This is a genomic window from Sphingobacterium sp. R2 (assembly GCF_040760075.1).
In the GTDB taxonomy this organism is placed as follows: domain Bacteria; phylum Bacteroidota; class Bacteroidia; order Sphingobacteriales; family Sphingobacteriaceae; genus Sphingobacterium.
Genome location: NZ_CP142884.1, coordinates 4398258 through 4423313 on the forward strand (window position 1 = coordinate 4398258; position 25056 = coordinate 4423313).

The 25056-nt window shown below is 36.9% G+C and carries 23 protein-coding genes; 16 read left to right on the forward strand and 7 right to left on the reverse strand.

Annotated elements, in window-relative coordinates; genetic code table 11:
- Position 1: 1 nt before the first annotated feature.
- Together VXM68_RS18470 and VXM68_RS18475 are read right to left on the reverse strand one after the other, a co-directional pair.
- Positions 2-1144 (reverse strand): TlpA family protein disulfide reductase, encoded by a 1143-nt coding sequence (locus VXM68_RS18470; RefSeq protein ID WP_367209637.1) that lies wholly within the window; start codon positions 1142-1144, stop codon positions 2-4.
- 819 nt (positions 1145-1963) lie between these two features.
- Entirely contained in the window at positions 1964-2356 is a 393-nt protein-coding gene (locus VXM68_RS18475; protein ID WP_367209638.1) for a hypothetical protein, read from the reverse strand.
- Positions 2357-2664: 308 nt separating this feature from the next.
- On the opposite strand from VXM68_RS18475, the gene VXM68_RS18480 reads away from it, so the two are divergent.
- The 4 genes from VXM68_RS18480 (at position 2665) to VXM68_RS18495 (ending at position 5189) form a co-directional block, all read left to right on the forward strand.
- Positions 2665-2847, forward strand: a complete 183-nt coding sequence (locus tag VXM68_RS18480) for a hypothetical protein (protein ID WP_367209639.1) — start codon at positions 2665-2667, stop codon at positions 2845-2847.
- A gap of 169 nt (positions 2848-3016) precedes the next feature.
- Positions 3017-3283, forward strand: coding sequence for a hypothetical protein (locus VXM68_RS18485; RefSeq protein WP_294184971.1), 267 nt, complete (start codon positions 3017-3019; stop codon positions 3281-3283).
- A 161-nt stretch (positions 3284-3444) separates the two neighbouring features.
- Positions 3445-4293 carry a tetratricopeptide repeat protein gene (locus tag VXM68_RS18490; RefSeq protein ID WP_367209640.1) on the forward strand — a complete coding sequence of 283 codons (849 nt, stop codon included), beginning with the start codon at positions 3445-3447 and terminating at the stop codon, positions 4291-4293.
- 119 nt (positions 4294-4412) lie between these two features.
- Positions 4413-5189 (forward strand): DUF4241 domain-containing protein, encoded by a 777-nt coding sequence (locus VXM68_RS18495; RefSeq protein ID WP_367209641.1) that lies wholly within the window; start codon positions 4413-4415, stop codon positions 5187-5189.
- Between the two features lie 320 nt (positions 5190-5509).
- On the opposite strand, the gene VXM68_RS18500 is transcribed toward VXM68_RS18495, so the two are convergent.
- Positions 5510-6505: an Rpn family recombination-promoting nuclease/putative transposase gene (locus VXM68_RS18500; protein ID WP_367209642.1), complete on the reverse strand. Its 996-nt coding sequence runs from the start codon at positions 6503-6505 to the stop codon at positions 5510-5512.
- Positions 6506-6706: 201 nt separating this feature from the next.
- Between VXM68_RS18500 and VXM68_RS18505 the strand changes: the two genes are divergently transcribed.
- The 3 genes from VXM68_RS18505 (at position 6707) to VXM68_RS18515 (ending at position 8108) form a co-directional block, all read left to right on the forward strand.
- A complete protein-coding gene (locus VXM68_RS18505) occupies positions 6707-6967 on the forward strand; it encodes a metallophosphoesterase (protein ID WP_367209643.1) in 261 nt (86 codons plus the stop codon).
- A 61-nt stretch (positions 6968-7028) separates the two neighbouring features.
- Positions 7029-7454: a metallophosphoesterase gene (locus tag VXM68_RS18510; RefSeq protein ID WP_367209644.1), complete on the forward strand. Its 426-nt coding sequence runs from the start codon at positions 7029-7031 to the stop codon at positions 7452-7454.
- A gap of 72 nt (positions 7455-7526) precedes the next feature.
- The gene (locus tag VXM68_RS18515) at positions 7527-8108 is read left to right on the forward strand and encodes a hypothetical protein (protein WP_367209645.1); all 582 of its coding nucleotides are present in this window, start codon (positions 7527-7529) and stop codon (positions 8106-8108) included.
- A 239-nt stretch (positions 8109-8347) separates the two neighbouring features.
- Here VXM68_RS18515 and VXM68_RS18520 read toward each other — a convergent pair whose 3' ends face one another.
- A complete protein-coding gene (locus VXM68_RS18520; protein WP_293953781.1) occupies positions 8348-8515 on the reverse strand; it encodes a hypothetical protein in 168 nt (55 codons plus the stop codon).
- Positions 8516-8713: 198 nt separating this feature from the next.
- Here VXM68_RS18520 and VXM68_RS18525 point away from each other — a divergent pair, with 198 nt between their 5' ends.
- From VXM68_RS18525 to VXM68_RS18555, 7 genes are all read left to right on the forward strand, one after another.
- A complete protein-coding gene (locus VXM68_RS18525; RefSeq protein WP_367209646.1) occupies positions 8714-9253 on the forward strand; it encodes a hypothetical protein in 540 nt (179 codons plus the stop codon).
- A gap of 737 nt (positions 9254-9990) precedes the next feature.
- A complete protein-coding gene (locus tag VXM68_RS18530; RefSeq protein ID WP_294184986.1) occupies positions 9991-10503 on the forward strand; it encodes a sigma-70 family RNA polymerase sigma factor in 513 nt (170 codons plus the stop codon).
- An 86-nt stretch (positions 10504-10589) separates the two neighbouring features.
- Positions 10590-11771 (forward strand): FecR family protein, encoded by a 1182-nt coding sequence (locus VXM68_RS18535; RefSeq protein WP_367209647.1) that lies wholly within the window; start codon positions 10590-10592, stop codon positions 11769-11771.
- A 153-nt stretch (positions 11772-11924) separates the two neighbouring features.
- Complete coding sequence (locus VXM68_RS18540) at positions 11925-15209, forward strand: SusC/RagA family TonB-linked outer membrane protein (protein WP_367209648.1); 3285 nt, start codon at positions 11925-11927, stop codon at positions 15207-15209.
- 10 nt (positions 15210-15219) lie between these two features.
- Positions 15220-16815 carry a RagB/SusD family nutrient uptake outer membrane protein gene (locus VXM68_RS18545; RefSeq protein WP_367209649.1) on the forward strand — a complete coding sequence of 532 codons (1596 nt, stop codon included), beginning with the start codon at positions 15220-15222 and terminating at the stop codon, positions 16813-16815.
- A gap of 623 nt (positions 16816-17438) precedes the next feature.
- A complete protein-coding gene (locus VXM68_RS18550) occupies positions 17439-18410 on the forward strand; it encodes an aldo/keto reductase (RefSeq protein ID WP_294184993.1) in 972 nt (323 codons plus the stop codon).
- On the forward strand, positions 18411-19259 hold the full coding sequence (locus tag VXM68_RS18555; protein ID WP_293953767.1) for an AraC family transcriptional regulator: 849 nt from the start codon (positions 18411-18413) through the stop codon (positions 19257-19259).
- A 54-nt stretch (positions 19260-19313) separates the two neighbouring features.
- Here the strand turns inward: VXM68_RS18555 and VXM68_RS18560 are convergent, their stop codons facing one another.
- Positions 19314-20402: a hypothetical protein gene (locus tag VXM68_RS18560; protein ID WP_367209650.1), complete on the reverse strand. Its 1089-nt coding sequence runs from the start codon at positions 20400-20402 to the stop codon at positions 19314-19316.
- Between the two features lie 752 nt (positions 20403-21154).
- On the opposite strand from VXM68_RS18560, the gene VXM68_RS18565 reads away from it, so the two are divergent.
- Entirely contained in the window at positions 21155-21838 is a 684-nt protein-coding gene (locus VXM68_RS18565; protein WP_367209651.1) for a hypothetical protein, read from the forward strand.
- Positions 21839-22126: 288 nt separating this feature from the next.
- Here VXM68_RS18565 and VXM68_RS18570 read toward each other — a convergent pair whose 3' ends face one another.
- Together VXM68_RS18570 and VXM68_RS18575 are read right to left on the reverse strand one after the other, a co-directional pair.
- Positions 22127-22714: a DUF421 domain-containing protein gene (locus VXM68_RS18570; RefSeq protein WP_293953755.1), complete on the reverse strand. Its 588-nt coding sequence runs from the start codon at positions 22712-22714 to the stop codon at positions 22127-22129.
- Positions 22715-22932: 218 nt separating this feature from the next.
- Positions 22933-23796: an SDR family oxidoreductase gene (locus VXM68_RS18575; RefSeq protein ID WP_294185001.1), complete on the reverse strand. Its 864-nt coding sequence runs from the start codon at positions 23794-23796 to the stop codon at positions 22933-22935.
- 690 nt (positions 23797-24486) lie between these two features.
- Between VXM68_RS18575 and VXM68_RS18580 the strand changes: the two genes are divergently transcribed.
- Positions 24487-25017 (forward strand): hypothetical protein, encoded by a 531-nt coding sequence (locus VXM68_RS18580; RefSeq protein WP_367209652.1) that lies wholly within the window; start codon positions 24487-24489, stop codon positions 25015-25017.
- Positions 25018-25056 lie beyond the last annotated feature (39 nt).

The following is a 25056-nucleotide window of genomic DNA, read 5'->3' on the forward strand; positions in this document are numbered from 1 at the left end:
ATTAGTCTTCCCGAAGTATGGCGTTTATCTTCTGCATATCAATACGTCCTCCATGTTTATAGTACACAATCTTACCATTTCGATCCAGCAGTACTATCCTTGGAATACTGGTAAAACCTAATGAACCACTAAGTATACCTCCTCGATCAAAACTGTGAACCCAGCTCATCTCATTTTCTTTGATACTTTTTAAAAAGCTTACTGAATCGCTATCTATTGAAATGCCTACAATCTTCAACAAGTCCTCGGAAAAAGTATTACGTAAAAGTCTTATGTCAGGGATTTGCGCTAGGCAAGGCCCACACCAACTTGCCCAAAAATCCAGTAACACAAAGCTTTCCTGTTGATTCTTAAAAAAAATTGTATCCCCATAAATATCTTTAAAATAAATATCCGGCATCATCTCACCTTCTTTGATAAATACTGGAGTGATTTTTTGTTCCATATCTTTGACTATCTGTTTACCTTCATCAGTAAGTCTAAACTCACTAGGAAACGTACGGTTGTAGTAAGCCAATAGATTATTATAATATTCAGAATCATCTTCCACTGAAAGTGTCGGAATGAGTACTTGCTCTTTAAAATATAAAAAAGAGAAAAAGTCGTTTGGGTAAGACGTCAATACTTCCATTGTTTTTGAATTCATTTCTTTAGTCAATTCCCTCAGTACAAATTTGACGGAATCATTTGTACGAATTTCAGATCCATGTTTGCTCCATAGCTCAGTAAGTTGCAAGTACTCTGTTTTTAGATCACTTCTTAGTTTCCGAAAAATGGGACTGGAAACTGTATCATATATCGGTGTAATATCCTCACTTTGATCGGAATAAAAAGGAAAATCCGCTTTACTTGAATCATAATGTATATTTATGGTAGAAGTTTGCTTGTTAATAAGATAATTATAGTATTTGCCTTTATAAGAAATTAAGATCCTTGGATAAGGTGTATAAGTGAGTCTCTCTAGCTGCATCAAGGTATCTTTCTGACTAGCATCAATAAAATCTTGCACGAGACCATCATAGAAATGGATGTTAAATACCTCTTTATGTATACCTTCAAGGTGGATTTTAAGCTTGACGTTCTTTTGCCCCCATAAAAGTTGACAAGAAATTAGGAGAAATAACAATAAATGAAGTAAACGCATATGTTTTTTATAATAGTTGGAAAATAGGCGCTAAAAGTATAGCGCCCAATATGGATTACGGATAGCAAATATCTCCTGACAACGAACATATACAGATCTGCAAACCACCAGATAGAGTTGACTTGCTACAGGTTTCTAGTATGCTTAACATTTAAGTAAAGCAATAATTCGCAAATAGTAATAGAAGAATTGTTTACAAATGATTTTTTTATGTGTATAACTGAGATCATAATTTAAATTGAGTTCAAAACTAAGATATTAATTTAATCATAAACAAATTACTGATAATCTACAAAAAGCGAATTATCCCCCTATATTTGACGAATCATACCATCATTTCTTCAAAAAAATGAAAATATTCTGTTTAAAATTATCTTTTGTTAAGCAAATTTTAATCAATAAGCACTGTATTTGAGAGCGATTGAATAATGGCAGTTTTATATTTTTAAAATAATTATAATAAATATCATATTAAACTTGATTTAAGATATGGAATGCTAGTTTCTGATAAATAATTATGAATGGAATGTACCCCCGGTATAGAAATACAATATTAATGAAACCCTCGGTATTAAGTATATGACTTATCGCACCACTCCCTGTCATTACTGCAATTTGCAGTGATTTGTAATTTAATAAAAAGAATTCATAATATTTATTCCTTCATATTTAGTAGCGGTAAGTCGGCCGTTTTTATTTTTTTAAAAACCAAACAGGATTCGATATTGTATTTATAGTACTTTTCAAAAATAGGTAGTAATTAGGAAGCCTTGAGATCCTCCCAGACTCAAGGTTTTTTTATTCCTTTTATATTTTTTTTCATCGAATATCGTCCTTTATCCACTTTAATTCCCCACGTCTGATCATGGCTATATACTTTTGCACGTGATCATCGGTCAATAAGCCATTGTCTTCGAGGTGGTAATTGAACTGCTTAGTGAAGCTATAATATTGAATACTTCCTACATAAGCATTATTGAGATAAATATGCCAAAGGCTGTATTCCTTGGCCCTAACTTCCACTACCTGCCGTTTTCCATGATGATAAAACAACATAGGCACATCCGCATCAAAGCGAAGTATAAGCGCGTCAATGCAAGCTTCCTTTATGTCATCGGCAAGTACACCGTATGCCAATTGCCACACGCCCTGAAATTTCCTAAAAACATAAAAAGCAAGACCATTTTTGTTATAGAGATGATAGTCTTTCATGCCCATGCTTTTATCATGCACGGTAATTTGAGCGTGCATTACCCGATTTCGGCAAAAGATTTCTAGCGGTTTCATTTTACAATATTACTAATAATATTAGCAATATTGTGTACAGTATAGATATTTAGGGTTTCTCATTTTTTATATGCAGTTGGATGGGTGAAGCCTTTCCTAGCCTGATAATAGCATCTTACAAATTGTCTAGACGTGTTACTTGGAAATACCCTAAATAATTGCTCAAGGTGATAAATTTGGAGAATTCGTTTCAAATAGCGAAATTTGGTCAACACTAAAATCGAAATACCATAATGAACGATAAGGTAAATAGTGAAAATATCAATCTTGCTGAAAGAATTCGTTTGGGAGTGCAAAAGGCTTTACGAAAATTGGCAGAAGAAAGAGCTGCAAAGGGTGAGAGTTTGGTCGTAAAAGTTGATGGTAAAATTCAAGAAATACCTGCAAAGGAACTACTTATCAATTTACCAAAATAGTTTCTCCTGTAAACTATTTAAATAGACATGTGGCTATACTCCAAAATATCCATTGTCTATGTGTTTAAAATAACCATGAATAAAAATTAAAGTTGGTTTAGAATAAAATTATACGGGAAACCGTAGAAAGTGTGACTACTTCAAATATTCTGATAATGAACTTAAAAACATGTGGTCAATTCATCCTGAGACTCGTCCATACTTTTTAGGTTCTTACGGGTTTTTAATTTTCCGAAAAGACTTTATGAAGTTTCGAGACAATTTTAAAGTTATTGGTAATTTAAATATTATAGACTACCTCGACAAAAACGGGAATGGTACTATGAATATAAGTAGTTGGGAATTAGTTAAGGATTTTTTCGCAAATAGAATTAATTCCGTTATGGTGGAAAGAGGACAGAAAACCTTTAAGATAGGTGCAATTATTAAAGATTGAGGGAAGACAGCTGGTAGAGCAACCAAAGAAGTCTACATAGCTCGCTCCTATATCGCTAAAGATATTGGTGCCGATAGTAATATTGCACCATATCAATTTATTGAACTTTTTGTATATTGGCCGGACAAGCCCATATTATCTAGCTTTATATATTCCCAGAAATGAAAAAAATATTATCGCTCATTGTTACAATTTTGTTATGTCAAAGTTTAATCGCACAGACCGTAGAAGAATTAAATGCACTAGGTATAAAATATGCTAAAAAAGAAAAATTTGACGAAGCCTTTTCAGCTTTCGATAAAGCAATAAATCTGTACCCCAATTCTCCCGGCACTTACGTAAATAGAGGCAACATTCACCGGTTTCGAGGAAATTACAACCTTGCAATAGCGGATTATTCAAAATTTCTGGATTTTTCTCCCAAGAACATCGATGTGCTCTATGCTAGAGCAGGTGTTTATAAAGAAGTTGCTGCATTTGACAACGCAATTTTTGACTATTCGAGGGTGATTGAAATAGATCCATCCTATACGGACATATATTTTGATAGAGCATATTCTTATATCAGATTAAAAGATTATGAGAATGCAAAAAATGATCTAATAGCACAATTAAAAATATCGCCGAAAGATTTTAAGTCGCTTGCAAATCTGATAAACGTTAAAAAGGAATTAAAACTATTTGACGAAGCGATTATGGACTATGATAAATTACTAAATGAATTTCCTAATCAACAAGACCTTCATATACTTTATAACAATCGAGCGAATCTCTATAGAGAAACCAATAGACCTAAAGAGGCTCTAGTGGAAATAGAGAAAGCTTTAAAATTAAATAGGAACTATGCTATAGGTTACTTTAATCGGGCGTCCATTCATTTAGATCTTGGCGATGCGAGCAATGCTTGTAAAGATTTTAAAAAAGCGTTGTCCCTAAATCTTCAGAAAGATCCCCATTTTGAAGTAGACGAAGGTTTTGAAAAGCTGAAATCACTTTGTAATGTTCATTAAAATCTTGCAATGACGAGGGTGATTGCTGATTCGAGAACATTTCAAATGCTCAGAAAGTTCATTAAGGAAAGAAATCATCAAATAGAGTCGTAAATTAGACAAATATAATTATACGTTCAATGCACAAAAGAACAATAGCAACATGCTTAATGGCCCTGGCGCTATTTTCATGTACTTTTACGAACAAAGTTCCAAGTAATAGTAACGACATAGTTGTACCGACAGCCAAATTTGATTTCAAAGATACAATACCGAAAACAACCATTAAGGACACGTCACTGGCATTCCCTCAAATATTTGAGGGAAGTTTCGTTAAGGCCACAAAAGTAGCACAATTCGGCACCGAAATAACTTTTGATAAGATAGCTTTAGGAAATTTAAAGGTATCATCAGGCAAGATTATTGCAACTGATCCCGTTACCTTAGGAGATGCAATAGCTTTCAGCGAAAATTTCCCTCTTGGTGAGTTTCCCGTAGAATTGGCAATGGCAATTATCAACGCCAATAACGATCGAAGGGTCGCATTTGCACGAGTAAAATTCTCAGATGAGCCCATCCGAAAATGGGAGTTTGCCTTATTACCTGAACAGAATCCAATCCCGCTAAAATCCAAAGAAATCTATGGCTACGGAGTAGATTCAGGACTAGGTCTTTTCGTTGATCAAGCAGCAAAAAATAGTCTGGATAAGCTGCTCGACAAAAACTGGGACAATATGTTCTCCGAAAAATTCGAGGATTATTTAAATTACAGTTTTCAAAATCAAAATGCCTTCTTTTTCTCCACGGGGTTTGGAGATGGGTTTTATGCTACTTACATTGGGAGAGACAGTGCAGGTAAAATTTGTCAACTATTGACTGACTTTGATATTGTTCTGTGGCGGAATGTTGCAAAATAACGAAAGATGGAGCGTTTTATTTTTTTGCTGAGGAATCCATCCAAATTAAGCGCATAAACATTAGCCTTATAATTAATGTTTTCTATATAAAGACCCCGCTAATTTTCAAGGTGGAGCATCATAAGGTGTAATAGTGGGAAGCTAGCCAGAACTCAAACAGTAAAACAATTTCGTTTTTGTTATTGCGACTGGCATTTAATTGACTAATATAATCTAAAATGAAAATCCATCTTATTAGATACTTGCATAGAGAATTTAGATACAATTATTTCAACAGTTACATCTGCAATGTTGAATACATAGAAACCCAATAGCGAACCTTAGAGTTTTTCGACTTCTTCGACTGAAAGCCCTGTGCCTTTAGCAATATCAGCTATAGGTAGCCCCATTTCCTTAAATGCTTTAGCAGTCTCAAGAGCTTTTTTGCGTTCCCCTTCTGCTAGTCCTTTGGCTTTACCTTCTGCTAGTCCTTTGGCTTTACCTTCTGCTAGTCCTTTAGCGAGACCTTTAGCGTGACCTTCCGCTAGACCTGTAGCATGACCTAAAGCTTCTCCGGATTTCTTAGCCGAATTAAATACGCTCTCAGCATCACGCTTATGTTTTAAACTTGCTTCGTATGACATTAGTTCCTCCTCAGTTAATTTACCTATCTCTCCTATCTCAAAGATAAGACCAAATATTCTTTTATCCAAAAATGTTGGCAATCTATCCATGGTACTCAAATGTTTAAGTAAGTACAACCACTGATCCATAACTGTCTTTAGCTCTTCTGGCTGTTTATTAAATAATGGAAGCGAAATCATTTTATATCCCAATTTATCATAAAATATTTCTTTGGTCAATTTGTCACACAGCGCCACATCATAGAAATAAGGACGCTCTGTGACACGTGATATACCAGAACTTCTATTTCTATCCATGTCAAACTCCAAAATACCAATAAAGTAAACCTCTGGTAGGTAATAATCACTACCCTTCTTACCTCGCGCTAATTGTTTATTGATGAGACGTGAGGTATAATACACCGCGCGGTCCTTAAAAAATTCTTGAAAGAGCTGCTGCATCTCAATGATGAAAACCTCACCATCGCTGCCAATACAATGTAAATCAAATACAACACGACGCATTTCCTCATAATCGCCATCTTGTTCTACAGGCTTATATCTTAGATCCGAAATTGTCTTCTCTCCATGAAATAGACTATTGAGAAACTCAATTAGTAAGATTTTGTTGTCCTCTCTACCAAAGTAAAATTTCCAACCGAAATCGGTACGTGGATCTACATATCTACCCAAATGTTTTTTTGATCTAGCCATAATATTTATTAATTGGTTATTAAGCAAATATACAATAATAAATTAAAAAATACTAAATTAATTAGCAAAAAAACACAGATAGGAAAGTAATACCCTTTCTGACAACTTTAATTGGACTTGCCGTAAAATGCGGCTATACATACCCCCTCTCATTCAGTGCTAGTGAGTTAAAATTAGAATCTGAGACAAAACAAGACAAAGATGAAAATCCACATCGTTAGCGACCTACGTAGAGAATTTGGATACAACGATTTCAATCTGAATGTAGCGGATGTACTTGTACTGGCTGGAGATACTGATATAGGAGTAAAAGGGATCGGCTGGCTCAAATCACTTTCTTTGGATATACCCATCATCTACGTGCTGGGCAATCATGAGTATTACAAGGGCGCATATCCGAAGACACTATATAAAATTAAGGATGCTGCAAACAATTCAAATATACATGTGCTGGAAAAATGAATCTTTGGAGATCGACCACGTTTGTTTCCATGGCTGCACACTATGAACTGATTTTTCTTTAATGGGCAATCCTGCGGTCTATGGATCGCTATGCCAAAGCCGTATGAATGATTATAAGAAGATCAGCTTGGGGAAGCATTATGCCAAATTGAGAAGTATTGATACGTTTAGAATCCAACAAACTTCGAGACAATGGCTGGAGGAAAGTCTTAACGCCAACCAAGCCAAACATCGTATCGTAATAACACACCATGCGCCAAGTATAAGATCACTGCCAATGAAGTATTTGGAGGATCCGATCAGCGCTGCCTACGTCACGGATATGGAAGCCTTTATCTTAAAGCATCAACCTTCCTATTGGATCCATGGCCATGTACATGATCCGCCACGTTATTCAATAGGTGACACCGAAATCATTTGCAATCCGCATGGTTATATTAATGAAGTTTATAACGGATTTAATAACAGCCTTATTATCGAGCTATAAATAACCTTCTTAATTCAATAACTCCTTATACTTTTCAGCTGGATTTTGTAGATTCAACGCATAAGCCATAGCATGAAACTGATCATAAAACTATTCCATATTTCTGCCCTTACTATACTCGCTATTACGTGCAAAGATCCATCTCGCACAAAAAGAATGGATTTTGGTCTTTTTACGCTTGAAGTTCCCTATAAATGGCAGCAGGTCAAACAAAATGGAATCGACAGTTACGTCGGAGCAATTGCTGTAGACAACACGGATACGCTTTACTTCGATCTGGGCATGTATTCAAATACATTGACAGAACCAAATATTCAGGTTATCACTCGACCGATGATAGAGGAATATAACTTAGACTCCTCCAATTTCATTGTTGTTAAAGATATGATGTCGATGAATATTGATGCCGATCTATACAGAAAACAAAATGTATCATGGGATACCATTGATAACAAAAGAGCGAAAATCGTCTTTCCTAGGATATCCGGGAAAGGGAACACCGGAGTGTATATCGGCAACCTATGGGGAGACCCTTCAAAAGTGCGATTTAACCTTCATGGTTCAAACCTGAAAGCGCAAACAGAACAGGATCTTCTTAAATCGATAAAGACATTAAGATTTCACAAACGTAATGTAGATAATGAAGAGAATTAACGCTCCACTCTTTGTACATCTCAGTTTTATGGCTCTGACATTTTATGTTGTCTTAACAGACGGAGATTGGCTGAGGTATTTTACGGGGAGTTTAAATTTTAACCTGATTATATTTGGATTTCAAGTTGCAGCACTTATTATTTCGCGAAGGTCTCGAGATATTGAAACGGAGGTATTGCCTTTGTCGGAACTAAATTTACTCCTACTGTTTTTCCAGCACCATTGGCTTCTCTTATCTCTTAGTCACCATCAGCAGGAAATTCTTTTTTTAAAGTCGTTTCGTACAAATCCCAATTGCCTGCACGGATAGCTTCATTCTTTAAGTATAGTTTGCGGCCATATTCACCAACTTCACTATAGTATTGTTGTAATGTTTTATAATCTAATCTTATATAAATACACTTCATTTAAAGTCTAACATGACTTATTATCATCTGAAAGTAACTATTAAAATCGCCTTAAATACAATTAAGCATATATTTCCTGTATATATCATAACAAAATGGGATAGCAGATAAGAAATATGTGCAGAAGTAACAGTATCTTCGAATCTGAGTGGCCGCACGGTCTCGAAATTCCAATGACAGGTTGTCAATAATTTATATATGGAAAAAATTCAGAGCGTAATTAATAATTATTTTGATAGGGATTTCTTTTGGAAACACTATGAAAATGGATCTCCTAAATTAATAGATATCTATAAGCGGAGTGACAAATTCGAACAGGAAAATCCTGATCTTGTGAATAAAATTTTGGATAAGTTTCACAACGATTTCCCACAATATCAGATCAAGAGGTTTAGGCCTTTCATTAAAGAAGATCGTGGGATAAATTTTGAAGTATGTATTGGAGCATCAGAGGTGTATGTGATCTGGGTGAGTATTTTTAACTTTTTCCTCGCATGGAAATTAGGTAATGAAATTCCTTTTTCTTCGAAAACATATATTGAACAGGGCGAATCGAATAGTATTGATTGTATTTATACCATGGTAATCATGCCATTCATATATGTTGAATGGTTACCACGGGAAATCGCTTATAAAGAAATAGAAGAATTTAACGCAGCCAATTATTCTGGGTATCTGGAAGATGATGAAATATTTGACGAGCCAATTTTTATAGTTGATACATTAGCAAGAACCTGATATCCATTTTCACGTTTATATCCGTTGAATGAATTACAGAAAAATCATTATTAAAGGCCTTCTCCGTCCCAAAACTCCAGGTCCAATTGCATTTCCGACAAGATCATTATCGATTTGGAGGTTTCGATAGTGTATCGCATATTCCGATGATGTTATTCCCTTTCCGGCAATACTGACACGTCAGATTTTGGTGATCTGGGGGATTTTCACCAATAGCCTGACAATATTACGCTTATATTCTTAAACTATAAACCTTAGTTCAATTTGATGTGAAGTATGCACAATCCGGTCCAATATAGTGTCCGCAATTGTATCTTCGCCAACCACATCTTACCAGCTGGGTACGGGAGGCTGAACGACTATAATAATTGATGACCTGGCATGCCTATAGAATCTAAGGTTTTTGAGATAACTCCACGAAAGGATGGTTATTTCCACGTATACATTGTTAAGTACGATAAAACCAGTATATATATGATAACCAAATTATTATGCATAAATTTCAAAAATAATTCTCGGTTTTCCGCTGATGAATGAAATCGGGATATGGATCGCAAAGGAAATAAAGAACACTTCAACCAAGAGCCAGCTCGTAAAGGCGATGAATTATGCTGCTGACAAGTGGACCAGCACTCATGAACCTTCAAAATTGTAAAAGGTTTTACCTACGTAAAATCTCTAATATTATTCTTTAAATCACTTTTAAAATTTATATTTTACATAAAAAAGCAAACGATATGTTATCCACAGAATATTATTTTAACAAATATTTTCTGCAACTCAGTGTATTTGCGTTTCCATGGGTTGGCTCAGAGGAAATTGCAAAAGACATCGTGCAGGACGCATTTGTCGTTCTAATGGGTAGACAGGACTTGCTACTAAAGGGAGAGCCCGTCATCAAAAGCTTCCTTTATAGCGCTGTAAAAAATTTAGCGATGAATATCAAGCGAAGAAATGTGGTATTTGATCGTGTACGGGGCCAATTTAATACGGACCAACCGGATGAAAACGACATCCTAGATAATTTAATAAATGCAGAATTGATCGGAGCTCTTCATCGGGAACTCAATGAACTGCCCGAAGGTTGTCAACGAGTCTGCCGCTTAATCTATCTAGACGGAATGAAGTACGAGGAGGTGGCACAGGAACTCAATGTTTCGGTAAATACGGTAAAAACACAACGGATGCGGGCGATAAATCTGCTAAAAAAGAAGTTTCTAAGCATACTTTATATGTTTTTTACACTGTAACACACAACGCTTTAAAAATAATTTTCCACTTTTTTCGATGAGTCGATCACCCATATCGACCCTTCAAGTTATTTAGCTTATGAATTATGATAAAAACCGACGAAATATTATTAGCAGAACTGATTGCTCTTCTATTAAAAGATGGTGAGCTACCATCCGACAAAGAAGACCAGTTAAAAAATCTATTACAAAAATATCCCAGCGCAAAGGATAGCTTGTCTCGTCGGCTATCACATACTGATATTTATGCTCCATTTGATCTTCGTAAAATAGATGTAAACAAAGAATGGCTAATCACACAGCAAAAATTCACGGCAAAGAAGGCTGTTCTACAACCAAAAAAGAAATACCTCTCCTTAAACAAAATACCGTACAAAATTATTGGAATAGCGGCTGCTGTAATACTTGCCCTAACACTGTTATGGCAAAAACAAAAGGACGAAAAATCGGTAAGCTATTTAATTCCTGATAAGATATATGGACACAAAAATGACGTTCTTCCCGGAAGAGCAGGTGCAATTTTAAAAATTGAGGGGAGAAAAGAAATACGATTGACCGAAAAAAAGGCAATCCAATATTTTGCTCAAGGTATCGAATTAAAAGATGGGCAACTTGTATACGCATCGAACTCAACAGAAAACCTACGCAACACCTTAATAGTTCCCAAACGGTCCACTATGGTATTAACCCTTGGCGATGGCACTAAAGTGTGGGTAAATGCTGCCTCAGAACTCAGCTATAAAGCAAATTTTGATAAAAAAGAGCGGCGAGTGATCCTAAAAGGTGAAGCCTATTTTGAAGTTGCGAAAGATGTACATAGGCCTTTTATCGTTGAAACAAATCATATCAATATACAAGCGATCGGAACAGCTTTCAATGTAAATTCCTATCGTGCAAATACGAGAGTGTCATTGACAGAAGGAAAGCTTAAAGTCAGCAACGAAGAACACGAAATCTATATGAATGCCGGTAGCGAGACGGAGATTATCGAAAAAAAACTGAAGACTTTTCCTTTAGCTAGTAAAGCCGAAGCCACAGCCTTCAAAGACGGTTATTTTTATTTTAAAAATAAAGATATGCAACAGATACTTGATGAAATAAGCCGCTGGTATGGAATTCAGGTCGATTGCAAGATCCCTTTAAATAATGAACGATATGAAGGTAGCATGAAAAGAGATGTAACGCTGGCGGAACTCTGTAATGTACTAAAGGATTTGACAGGTTATAAATTGACCATTGACAAGGATAAACTAATTGTAAACCGATAACTAATTGTAAACCAATAAACTTATTGAGGAGGACTTTGTATGTAAAAAAGCGAAAAACCTAAATTAATAAAAAAAAATGCAGAAGTACGGCAAATACTCCTGCATCAAATTTGAATTAACACTGATCATAAACCATTAATTCTATACCAATTTATGAATAATTTATTTTATTCAAAAGGGACCTTATGTCCCGTTGACAAAGGGAAAACTCTGAACCATTTATTAAAAATGAAACTGACAGGAATCTTATTGGCGACATCAATGATGGGCGCCTATGCTTCAAGCTCCGCTCAGATTACTTTACATGCCCAGAATACCAGGATTGAAACTGTGCTGGAAAGCATTACCAAACAGACTGGTATACATTTTATCTTTAAAGAAGGATTGCTGAAAAATGAAAAAGCAACAGTTGAAATCACAGATGTATCACTCGATAAGGCCTTGGATCAAATTTTCAAGAGTAGCGCTTTTTATTACATGTTACATCGTGGCACAGTTGTCATCAAACGTAAGAATGGCGATGTTGCTCTGCCAGAACAAAGTACATCCAGCATATCCAACCTGCAGCAACAAGTCGTAAGAGGAAAAGTACATGATACGAAGGGAAATCTATTGAGTGCAGTCAGCATCTTGCTAAAAGGCTCCAACACTGGAACTTCATCGAATACGAAAGGAGAGTTTCAACTGACACTCCCCGATGGCAAAAAAGGAACCCTGATTTTTAGTGCAGTAGGATTCAAACAGCTTGAAATCCCGATTAACAATAAATCGGAGCTGAATGTTATCATGGACGCTGATGAAGTGGGACTTGATGAAGTTGTCGTCGTTGGCTTCTCCGAAGTAGACAAAAAACACATTGCATCTTCCGTATCCCAAATGGATATGGAGAAAATTAAAAATCGCCCAATTTTTAAAATGCAAGATGCTTTTTCTGGAACGATCCCAGGAGTCACAATGATGCGCGGAAACAGTATGCCAGGAAGTGTTCCGGGTACCATCTCCATTCGCGGAATAAGTACCTTACAAAATGCAGATCCCTTGGTCATCGTCGACGGTATGGAACAGAGCATCCACGACATTGACCCCAATCAGGTTAAAAGCATTACCGTTTTAAAAGATGCCGCCTCAGCCTCCATGTATGGTTCCCGTGGTGCAAATGGTGTTATCATCATCGAAACGGAGCGTGGACAGACGGGACAATTTAAAGTCGTTACCAACAACTGGTTTGCAGTCAACAAACCGATTGATCTTCCGAAATTTGTCGGTGCTGTCGATTTCATGAAATTGCGAAACGAAACCTTAATCCAACAGGGGCAACCTGCAATCTACCCCGAAGAAACAATTAACCAATATGCCTCCGGAGAATTAAAGGAGGTCAATTGGCTCGATCAGGTCATGGAACGGACGTCGACAGCGATTAATAATAACGCGAGTATATCCGGGGGTGGTGGCGTTGGTACTTTTAATTTAATGCTCGGCCATATAAAAGAAAATGGCCTCAATAAGATTGAAGGTACTCAAAAGTTTTCAGCCCGCTTCAATACGAATATTAACATTGCCGATAAATTTGTATTAATGGCCGACTTCTACGCACACCGTTTGCAGGTCGATCGCCTTTTGGCAAACGATGATGGACACGGCCTCTATAAACAGGCTTGGCGGTTGAACCCAACGCAACAAATTTTTTATGATTCTGAACTTCCCGAACACTATATTCTGCATAACAATATCAACCCCATCGCGTCTATAAAACATGGTGGTACAAAAAACAATATGTATGATCGTAGTACCATCAATTTACGTCCAAAATATAACATCAACAGCAATCTCAATATCGAGGGAAACGTTTCCTACATGATTAACAAATCGGCCAATAAACAAAAAAGACTGACCTACAAGTTTTTTGATGAAAATGGCGCTCCGGCAGCAATTTGGGGAAATGATGTCAATGCCTCACAAGGTGTTAGTGAAAGCCAGCTCACCGCACGGATGCTGATTAACTTCAACAAGGAGCTCCGCCAGCACAAAGACAAAATTTATCTTACGGCAGGGTCAGAAGTGATGAATTATACCTTCACCGATTTTAGAGAAATCAGCAAAGCTTCCTTTTTCGGTAAACTAAACTATTCTTTTAATAACCGCTATATTTTGGAGTTAACCGGACGTTCAGACGGAAGTAGCAAGTTTGCCCCTGGCCATCGCTGGGGATTTTTTCCTTCGGGAGCTTTCGCCTGGAACTTACATAACGAAAATTTTTTCAAACGTATTCTTGAGTCGGGCGAGGTTAATAACGTTAAGGTAAGAGCATCTTATGGACTTATCGGAAACGAAAATGTAGCACCATACCTCTGGCAGGAATCTGTAAACACCTGGGGCTGGACAATACGTGTTCCCAATCCAAATTTCTCCTGGGAGAAACAGAAGCAATGGAACCTGGGCCTAGACGTCAATGCATTTAAAAATAGACTATCCTTTACTGCTGAACTTTATCATAAAAATTCATACGATCTTATTTATGATCAATTTGCCGTTCCTCCGCTCACGGGATCAAATAGTCTTGAATCTGCCGTCAACATCGGCGCCGTGGAAAATAATGGTTGGGAACTATCTGCAAGCTGGTCAGACAAAAAGGACGATTTTTCGTATACCATCGGTGGAATGCTTTTTGACAACCGCAACCGAATGCTCAAAGCTGGTTACAATGAAAACGATAGATTGATCTTTAAAGGCGATAATAACCGGATATGGTATAAAGGTGTCCCAATCAATAACTATTATGGTTTCCAGTCTGACGGCTATTTCCAAACTCAAGCGGAAGTAGATGCAACTCCCGCTAAAATGCCAAATTCAAAACCTGGTGATATCCGCTATGTGGATAAAAATCAGGATGGTATTATCAACGATGAAGACCGAAGCTACCTGGCAGATCCCCTTCCCCATTATAACTATGCAATAAATCTAGATATTCGATATAAAGGTTGGGATTTCTCCGCCCTGGGCCAGGGAATAGGAAAGCGCACGGGCCGCTTGATTGGGCAAGAAGCCTATCCGGTTTACGTTGACGGAAATAGTAACGACCTCGGTGCACCACGCGTTGAATATGTAGCAAACCATTGGAGTCCCGACAATCCGAATAGCCGTTTCCCACGTCTATGGACAGGCCCAAGCCCCAATACGCTACTCAGTGATGTTTGGCTTAGCAACGCAGCCTTTTTCCGCATCAAGTCTCTTCAGCTTGGCTATACATTTCCTAAAATCGGCAAAAGCATAAAAAATTTTAGAATATATGTGAATGCACAAGATGTGTTCACGTTCACGAAATGGGAAGGCCTTGACCCCGAACGTATTGATGTCGATAGCCCTGGAACAAATGATGGGAACGGAAATTATCCGCGTATGGCAACTTACAGTGTTGGATTGAGTGCGAGTATTTTTTAAAACTATACTAATGAAAAAGAAAATTTTAACCTTGATAATTGCGCTAGCCACGTTAAGCAGCTGCGAAAAATTTCTGGATAAACGAGATCCTACCGCAACATCTTTCGACGAGTTCTTCAACACCGAAGAAGATCTGCGTCGGGTAGTATACAGTAGCTATTTGGATGTTTTTATGGAACCTGGTGATCGCCGTCTACTCTTTTATATGTTAGATGGCCGTAGCGATAACGCCTATGCACGAATAGAGACAGACCACCATATGGTCATTGCCAATGGTAATATGACAAGCAATGCACGTTTGGCGGAGTATTATTGGACACTATATAATAAACACGTCGGGCGGATCAATACTTACATCGCTAATATTGATATTCCCTATGTGGAAAATGAGTCGATACGACAAAAATATAAAGCGATCTTGGAGGCATTGCGCATCTGGCATTATTTCAGAATCACTGAAGTTTGGGGTGATGTGCCTTTTGTCCTCGTACCAGTTACGCTTGAAGAAGCTACGCCTCAAGTAACACCCAAAGCTGAAATACTGAACAAACTATTTGAAATGAGCAACGATGTGGCAAACAGGCTCCCTGAAAATGAAGGTACTACAAACGCCTATATGTTCAACAAATACTCCTTCAAAACATTGATCATGCGATACGCTCTCTATAATGGACGTTATGATCTTGCCGCAACGCTTGCGAAAGAAATAATGGATAGTGGAAAATACCAACTTCACCCTCAATATGCTAACCTATTCAATTATCAGGCAGATAAAACCAATAAGGAATTTATCATCAAATTTGACATGGAAAGCCACAATAACTCTGCTACAAATTCTTTTGAGCATCTTGCGCCACAATATAAGACTGGAAATGGACAATCTTATGTTGTTCCTTTGAAGTCGTTGGTCGATAGTTATTGGACACTACAAGGGCGGCCAATCGATAAATGCCCATTACACAGTAAGCAGGAATATGAGCTCAACCCCAAATTAAATCGTGATCCACGATATGCTGCTAGCATTTTTGGACAGGGCGACCTATTCAACAATGAGAAAATAGATATTTATGATTCAAAGAGTCTGTTCTATTATCAAAATTTGCGAAGCAGCCGATCTGGTTATTGGTTTAAGAAATTTGTCGATGAAGCTGATGCATTTCGGACGGGCGGAAATATGTACTTTCCTCTGGCTCGTTATGCTGAAGTATTATTGACCTATGCGGAAGCCAAAATTATGTTAAATAATGTAGATGAATTAGCAAAAAGCTGTATCAATCAGATTCGACAACGTGCAGGACTTGATATGCGTATAGCGGATGTCAATTTAACGGTAAAATCTCAACAGGAATGGATCGACTTAATTCGCAATGAGCGAAGGGTCGAATTTGCCGGTGAAGGCCTGCGCTATAGTGATATCCTACGATGGAAAATAGCAGAAGCGGTTCTTAATCAACCTGCATTGGGTCATATGCGACAACGTACAGACGGTACACCTGATGTGCTTAAAATTGAAGACAGAAAATTTTTGACACATCAATACCTCTGGCCCTTCCATGAGAGTAGCTTTCAAGTCGAACCTAACCTAATCCAAAATCCAGGGTATTAAGGGAACTATAACCTTTTAGATTATTTTTCAATGATTTATCGATTAACTTTCGTTATATACTGCAATTTTTTATTCTTTCAGACTGCCTTCCTTAAGCATTTATTTTGTACGCAGTAATGGTAACTCAGCTTTTTTTAATTTTTTTAAAACTAAATAGGGTTTGATATTGTATTAATAGTACTTTTCAAAAATAGGTAGTAATTAGGAACCTTGAGATCCTCCCAGACTCAAGGTTTTTTTATTCCTCATAGCCCAACTCTTCAAGAATAATAGCAAGTTCAACGGTTGTCAACCAGCTCGTATTTTTGCATAGCATTTGCCATTGCGAAAATCTAAATCCATTATGAAAAAGCGATCAATCATAATTTGCAGGATTAAATCGCCATGCAAAACAGACACCACAACAGCTTCCTTTTGACCTCACACGTTACATTCAAACTGGATATCCTTTTTTAAAAATATGAAGGATTTACCAGTGTTTACTATACAATTGGATGGATGAGTCTAGGAATTGCCTTTAGTTTACTAATGAATGAACCATACAGACAAGTAAATTGAACCGCAGAAGAAAGTAACCTTATTGTTAAATCGGGACCTTTGTATAATAACATTAAATCAATCAAATGTCTGAAATCACTAAAATTCAATTGGGCCAAAACGGTCCCACGGTTTCAAAACTTGGCCTGGGATGTATGCGGATGTCATCAATATGGGGTAGCGCGATACCCGATGAAACCGAAAGCATTTTAACTATCCATCAAGCATTGGACAGCGGGATCAACTTCCTGAATACGGGAGATTTTTATGGCGCAGGCCACAATGAAATGCTTATTGGGAAAGCCATTAAGGGAAGACGGGACGATGCTTTCATCAGTGTCAAATTCGGGGCTATTTTCCACAACGGCCAATGGATCGGCTTGGATCTTCGTCCTGTAGCGATCAAGAATTTTGTCAACTATTCGTTGACACGTTTGGGTATTGAAACTATCGACTTATATCAACCTTCTAGAATGGACGACAGTGTGCCTATAGAAGACATTATCGGAACGATTGCCGGTTTGGTAGATGAAGGAAAAGTACGTCATATAGGCGTATCGGAAATCACCGCCGATCAACTCCGTAAAGCCAACAGCGTTTATCCCATCAGTGCACTGGAGATCGGTTATTCTTTGGCCGACCGTCAGATCGAAGTTGAGCTATTGCCTACAGCTAAAGAACTAGGGATTGGTGTAGTGGCATTTGCCAATACGGCCGAGGGACTGTTAACCGGTGACCTGAAAGCTCCAATTTCTGCCGATGACCATCGAAATCACTTTTCCCGTTTTCAGGGTAATAACCTAATCCATAATCTTGAAAAAGTGGAAGTATTAAAAGAAGTTGCTCAACGTAAAAATGTCACCCCTACACAACTCGCGATCGCATGGGTAAAAGAACAGGGCGACAATATAATGCCACTGGTGAGCATGAGCCGTAGATCAAGAATACCCGAAAATATTGACGCGATGGAAATTGTATTTAGCCCAGAGGAATTGAAAATTTTAAACACTACATTTGCAATAGGTGCTATTAAAGGTGGTACTTACTTACAAAGATAAATGGAAAGTCCAGCAGAAATACTTCCCGGCGTGATATTCTACTCTTACCTTTCTTCTCAAAAGAAGGAGAAAGCATGCGTCTGGAACCACCATACCCTGGTACTACAGGTGTCGGGCCAGATGGTTGTCGAAACCGCTGAGCAACATGTAAAGATATCTGCCGGAGAAGTATTGCTAATTCACAAAAATCAGCTGGGAACCTTGAATAAAACCCCGGAGCCAAATGGTTACTATGAAACTATCGTCATATCGCTACAAGAAAATCTGATGCGTCAGATAGCGCTAGAGGAAAAAATAGAGGCTCAGGGTAAATACATCGGACTTCCAAACATATGCCTGCCCAATAATGCGTTTATCAAAGGTTATTTCCAGTCGGTGATTCCCTATGCGCGAAGTGCTGGTGATGAAATGACTGATGAGATGGGTCTTTTAAAGGTAAAAGAAGGCATCAAGCTGATACTGATCGCTGTTCCAGCACTGCGTAACTTTTTGTTCGATTTCTCAGAACCTCATAAGATAGATCTAGAAAAATTTATGCTGAGCAATTTTCATTTCAATGTCCCGATCGAGAAATTTGCACAACTCACCGGAAGAAGCCTTTCGGGATACAAAAGGGATTTTCAAAAGACCTTCGGTATGCCTCCACGCAGGTGGTTACAGGATAAGAGACTGATTGAAGCCTGGCATTTAATTGAAAGAAAAAACAAAAAGCCATCCGCGATCTATCTCGATCTCGGATTTGAGACCCTGTCGCATTTTTCTAACGCCTTTAAAAAGAAATTTGGCAAAGCGCCAACTGTAATCGGATGGAAAGCTGATAAAATGATACCTTCCAAGGCGATAAGATAAAATTGATAATACCTCAACGAAGGGTTCATTTGCAGGTGTTTTATTCCGAGTAGTTTATTCAGAGCCAAAAAGCCTTTTCCACCACTTCCGCCCCGCTTTTGGCAAGTTGCTGTCATACGCAGTAATTTTTCCCTCCCCCATTATTTCTGTAACGTACATAATTAAATCGTCCACCATTGGTGAAAAATTTCTGTACTGTTTATGTTGAACTTTTATAATTTGATATGATTGCTTAGCTATCTCGTCTGATGAACTGTTTGCGTTAATAATTATCCTGCAAAGTTGTTCAATACAATCTCTTACAATATTAATGTTATCTGTTCCATTTATTATACTCTCAAGGATTTCGAGAGCCTTAGTATTTTCACCGGTCTCAACATATAACTCTGACAATTGTCGGTTATAGATATCGTTTAGAAAATCTTTATCATTTTTTTTAAGTGTCAATTTAAACGATTCAATTTCTAAAACCTTATCGTTTGCATACTTCGCGTATGTTCTATATAAACTTAATTCATCACAAGTCCAGGCCCTTTCTTGATCGATCCATTCAGGTAGTTTCTTCAAAAATAGTTCTCGTTCATTTGTCGAATAGAGAAAATACAGCTGGTCTTGAATTGGAAATTTGTAACATCTGAAGTAGGATTTTTTATGTTCTTTCCAATCGTCAATGTCTTCTTGCGAATAAATACAACTGTCTTCCGCTTCTCCAATGTACTGTAACAATTCTTTTTTCTCCTGGTTGTCAGCAGTTTTTAAATATTGGTAGGATTCTTTAATTCCTGCCGAAACCAAATATTCGCCATCAAATCCAATTGCGCTGTCAAAATCAATATTTTTAGCTTCAAAAAACAACCAAACGGTTTCTGGTAAATTGAAAAGTGCCAGTATGAAGGCGCAGAAATATAAATTGTCAACTTCTCCGTCTTTTCCATATTTTCGCCATTCCTTTTCTTCGGTAAATAGATATTTAACGATTTCATAGTCCGTTTGTTTAAGGTCATTATAAATCGCAATATTGAGTCGTAACCGCTCATAGTGTTTTGAATCTATTGCATCTTTGTCAAATCGATAATTGTATAACAATTTTGGATTCTGTCGAACTAAATCGAGTTCAGTTTTATATTTGTCTACTACTGTCAAGGTGTGGTGGTGTTATTGAATATAGCTTTCAAATATACGCAATTTAACAAATTAGAAAATAGATGCTATGTGGATATTTCGGGCGTTTAAAACTTCATTCCTCCCCTTCTTTCAGCTTGACAGAAAAGAAACGGATAAAGCTAATCTAAAGGAGGCTAAGCTACTATAGCATGAAGAAGCGTTGAAGAAAATTGATTTTTTAAAAAACCTTCCTGAAGCAAATAGGCAAATCTATAGTTACCATAATGACCGATACCCAGCCGATGAAGAAATTCTGTTTACCATTGAGTGGGATAGCTTCTTCTTTCTCATAGCAATGGACCTTAAAAAAATGATCAGCTTATCGCTAGCGATTTGTTTGAGGGTTTTCTATGTAATGACAAGACTGATCATGATTGGGAATATACCGTTGGGATATAAAATAACCATTAAATGAATGAAATCTGAGTGTATAAAATCATGATGGAAACCAGTTTATCCAGATAGTTATAAAAGTTGCTGAGATATCGATCTTCCCGCATCTGCATAATGCAGCTATCACAAAAGACAAAATTTCAATACCCGGCATAATTTTTACAGATTAGCTGATCCCGTCAATTTTCGATGGACTGTAAAGTCAAAACTTAATCATGATCAATATTTTTTCAAATGTTTATTTTTAGTTTTGAAATTAAAGTTTTACAATATTGGACAATTGATATAAAGGTGAACCGAAAATGCCTGATTGCGATCTTTAGATGAATAGATACATTATGAATATAAAAATTTTAATTTTGCTGGTAGGTTCTTTGATTTCCTCTAATAAATCTCCGTCGCAAGTTAGAACCGATAATCCTTTCCGGTCCGAACTTGACCATGCTGTCGATCGAGCGGCACTGCAATATATGTCAGACAGTACCTCCAACGGTCTTAACATTGGAATTATATACAAAGGAAAAATCTCCAGTTACCATTATTGTGAAAATGTAAAGGTTAGCGGTAAGTTACCATCTGATGATCTATATTATAATATCGGATCAATCGCAAAAACGTCCACAGGTACGCTACTTGCCCAAGGTTATACCAAAGATCGTAAGCCACAATTATATGTCAACTTAGAAGGTTATTACATAGGGCCAAGCATGAACGGTACAATGCGTGATCTGATTGGCTATGTTAAAGCCCAGGCGGACGAGCGTGATCCGGCAATTCATTTTTCCCACCAACTGACTTTGACTGGTTCAAACGGCTTCGCTATTTGGCTAAACTGGATGTATAATACCGAAAACGGTATCCATTATTTTTACCATAACGGAAATACAAAATTGGGCTTTAACAGTTTATGTACTATTTATATTGCGCAACAATTGGGATTATTTATTATCGCTAATGATGTGCATAATTCACAAAAAATCGGGCAGATGCAAAATATTATTTTTAATGCTGTTAATCAATAGTGTACGCTAAATGTACAACATGCTTCAAATGAGCTGTCCAAACATAAATTTATTACTTAGGTATTGTATACTGTATCTTACTACACAAGTTTAAAACTAGTCTATCAGGATTACCTCTGACTTATTTTAAAATTCCTCGGGCATTATCACGATATTTTTCTAAATCAAAAAGATAATATATTTTGATTATTTTTTTTTATTTTATAGCCTTTCAATTGAATCAAGTTCATATTCTTAAAATAGCGCTGTCTGCGCGGAGAATGAATATTTTTACAGAAACTGGCAACGCTAAACTCTTCTTGAATTTATAGCTTTAGTCCATTCCTTTCGATGACACCGAGTACAGGATTGAGAATCGCTATCAAAATTAAACACAACATGGCCACAATACATACATGCAAACGGCCCTTCAGAGTTGGATACATCAACCATCTTATAGGAAGAAGGGAACAGTGGTAGCCCATATTTGACGTCATCATCAGCATAGAATAAAACGCTTAATGTGCCATCAATCTCTAAAACACCCTCTTTAACCTGCCCTAAATGTTCTACGTTTAAATTTCTGAATTCTGAAAAAAACTCCGTTCTCGAAAAATTATCATCATCTTCATGCTTGATGTGAAATACTCCGTCCTTCACTATTGGTAGAACTTTACCCTCTAATAAATGAGTGATCACCTCAGACTTGTAGGTAAGCCAGGTTATGAACTTGTAAAGTACAATAACACAAATAAAAACAACAACCGAATAGGAAATTGGCAAATCTTCCTGAAACATCGGATCTCCTGCGGCCGATCCAAGACTGAGAATAATCGCCACTTCAAAAACAGTCAACTGGCGAACACCTCTCCTACCTGAAAGTCTGAGTATGATCAAAATCAGAAGAAACATTATTATCGTTCTCGCTGCAATTTCCACAAGAAACGAACTTTCAACTCCGTCCGAGAATATTTTGCTTATATCAATCATAACCTCCCAAATAACTAAATCTAAACAAGATTGTCACATTTATTCCGTAAACATTCCTCGGACTGCAATAGTTCATTGCTCGCAAAAAACAACATAAATAGGGATCTTAAATATGAGCGCAATTGCTAACCATTGACCACTTCACCACCATTTGGGTGTAAAACTTGACCGCTCATAAAATTTGAATCTTCGCTCGCTAGAAATAGAAAGCTTGGTGCAATTTCATTTGGCATCCCTGCCCTTCTCATTGGCGAGTCGCTTCCAAATTCTGAGTTTTTTTTAGCGTCAAATGAGGATGCTATCAATGGAGTCCATACCGGGCCTGGCGCAACAGCATTGACCCTTATTCCTTTAGCAATAAGATTTGCAGACAAGCTTCGTGTAAAAGAAATTATTGCACCTTTTGTTGCAGAGTAATCGATCAACTTTGGACTGCCTCTATACGCAGTCACAGAGGATGTATTAATTATGCTTGCCCCCTTTTTAAGATAAGGAATGGCATACTTTGTAATCCAGAAATAGGAAAAGAAATTATTCTGAAAAGTTTTTTGTAACTGTTCAGTAGTAATTTTTTCAATGGATTCTGTTTCCCAATGAAGCCCAGCATTATTAACAATAATATCAACTTTTTTGTGCATTCTTATCGTAGATTCAATTACTTTTTTACAGTGATTTTCTTTTCCCAAATCACCTTTAATCAGCGTACATTTTCTAGAGAAGGATTCAACCTCTTTCTTGGTTTGTTTTGCATCTTTTGTTTCATTAAGATAGGCAATAACAATATCTGCTCCCTCCTTTGCAAATAACAAAGCTACAGCTTTGCCTATGCCGCTATCTCCCCCCGTAATTAACGCGACCTTGTTTTTCAACTTTCCTTCAGCAGGATACGTTAACGGAGAAGTGTCAGGAACTGGAGCCATATTTATTTCCAATCCGGGTCGCTTCTGCTTTTGCAACGGTCTAATCTTTTTACTTGCTGCTTTTTTCATACCATTTTTTTAAATAATTCCAGACAATATCTGATTTTGAAAATTTGTAAAGGTTAGTGCAAATATGAATTCTTTATAGTGTTGGTAACCTTATATAACCTTTATTGATAAATTAAAGATAATCGGCATTTTGCTAAAGAGTTTTTACCGATTCTTCCAACAAATGAACAAGCTCAGCGTCTGAAAGGTTTGCCAGGTATTTCAATTGAAAAAAGAACACTTTCAAAAAGTGAACATCATTCGCTCCTACTGCGTCTTGTTAGGGGAAAATTTATTTAGTAACAAAAGGCCGACTGATAGATATGACCAGACAGAAGACGAATAAAAGTATCACTTTAATAATTGACTTTGAAAAGGCAATTAAAAATGACCCTGATATCTTTACACAGCCATCCTGTTACAGGGACCTATTGTACCCAGGAGAACAAAACGGATTCCCTATTTTTGTCATAACAAATGAACAAGATGCACAATCCTCGACTAAACGTAGTATTACCTATTTGAAAACAATCATTGAGGGATTTTGGGAATCACATTGGCTGGACAATCTTACCATCTTTGATTGTTTTAAACCAAGTAGGGTGTTATAGAAAATTATTCTGAAGAAGAACTCACATCTATTATTAGTGAGAATGAGGACTTAATTATTTAAATTAGAGGCTAAATACTTAAAAAACTTTATAAAGCAAAATGAAATCAACGGAAGTATATCGAATAATCAACAGAATTATTTTTCCTGAATTAAAAAGCTTAGGGTTTAAAAAGACTAAAAGCGGCATGTTAGGCTTTTACAAGCAATTAAAAGATCACAATTTAGTTATTTGGTTCCAATGTGCCCAAGGTGGTTTTGATGCTTATGCTGGTTCTAAATTTGTAGTTGAAGTACAGATTAGTAAGAACAATGACATTGGTTCACCTTCTGTTTTCAGGGAAAGAATCCCCTTCTTTTTAACAATGGACGATCTAACCACAGTAACCATACTCGAAAATAGAGTTAAAGACAAACTACGTTTTCCACCAAGTAGTCATTATATTTTTGCTATGGATGAAAAGATACAGCTTTGGTACAAGAAAAAATTTGAGAAAGTTGAGAATATCTACACAAACTCTAGTGACATCTGGTTGGTATATTTTGATGAAACAGATATCCGCAATTGGGTCGAATTCTTGCAACCTATCATTAGAAAGATCGTATTGGATTTTGAACAATCGGATTACTAAATGGATAGCTAAAATTTCCCTTCCTTAAAGTATAATCTC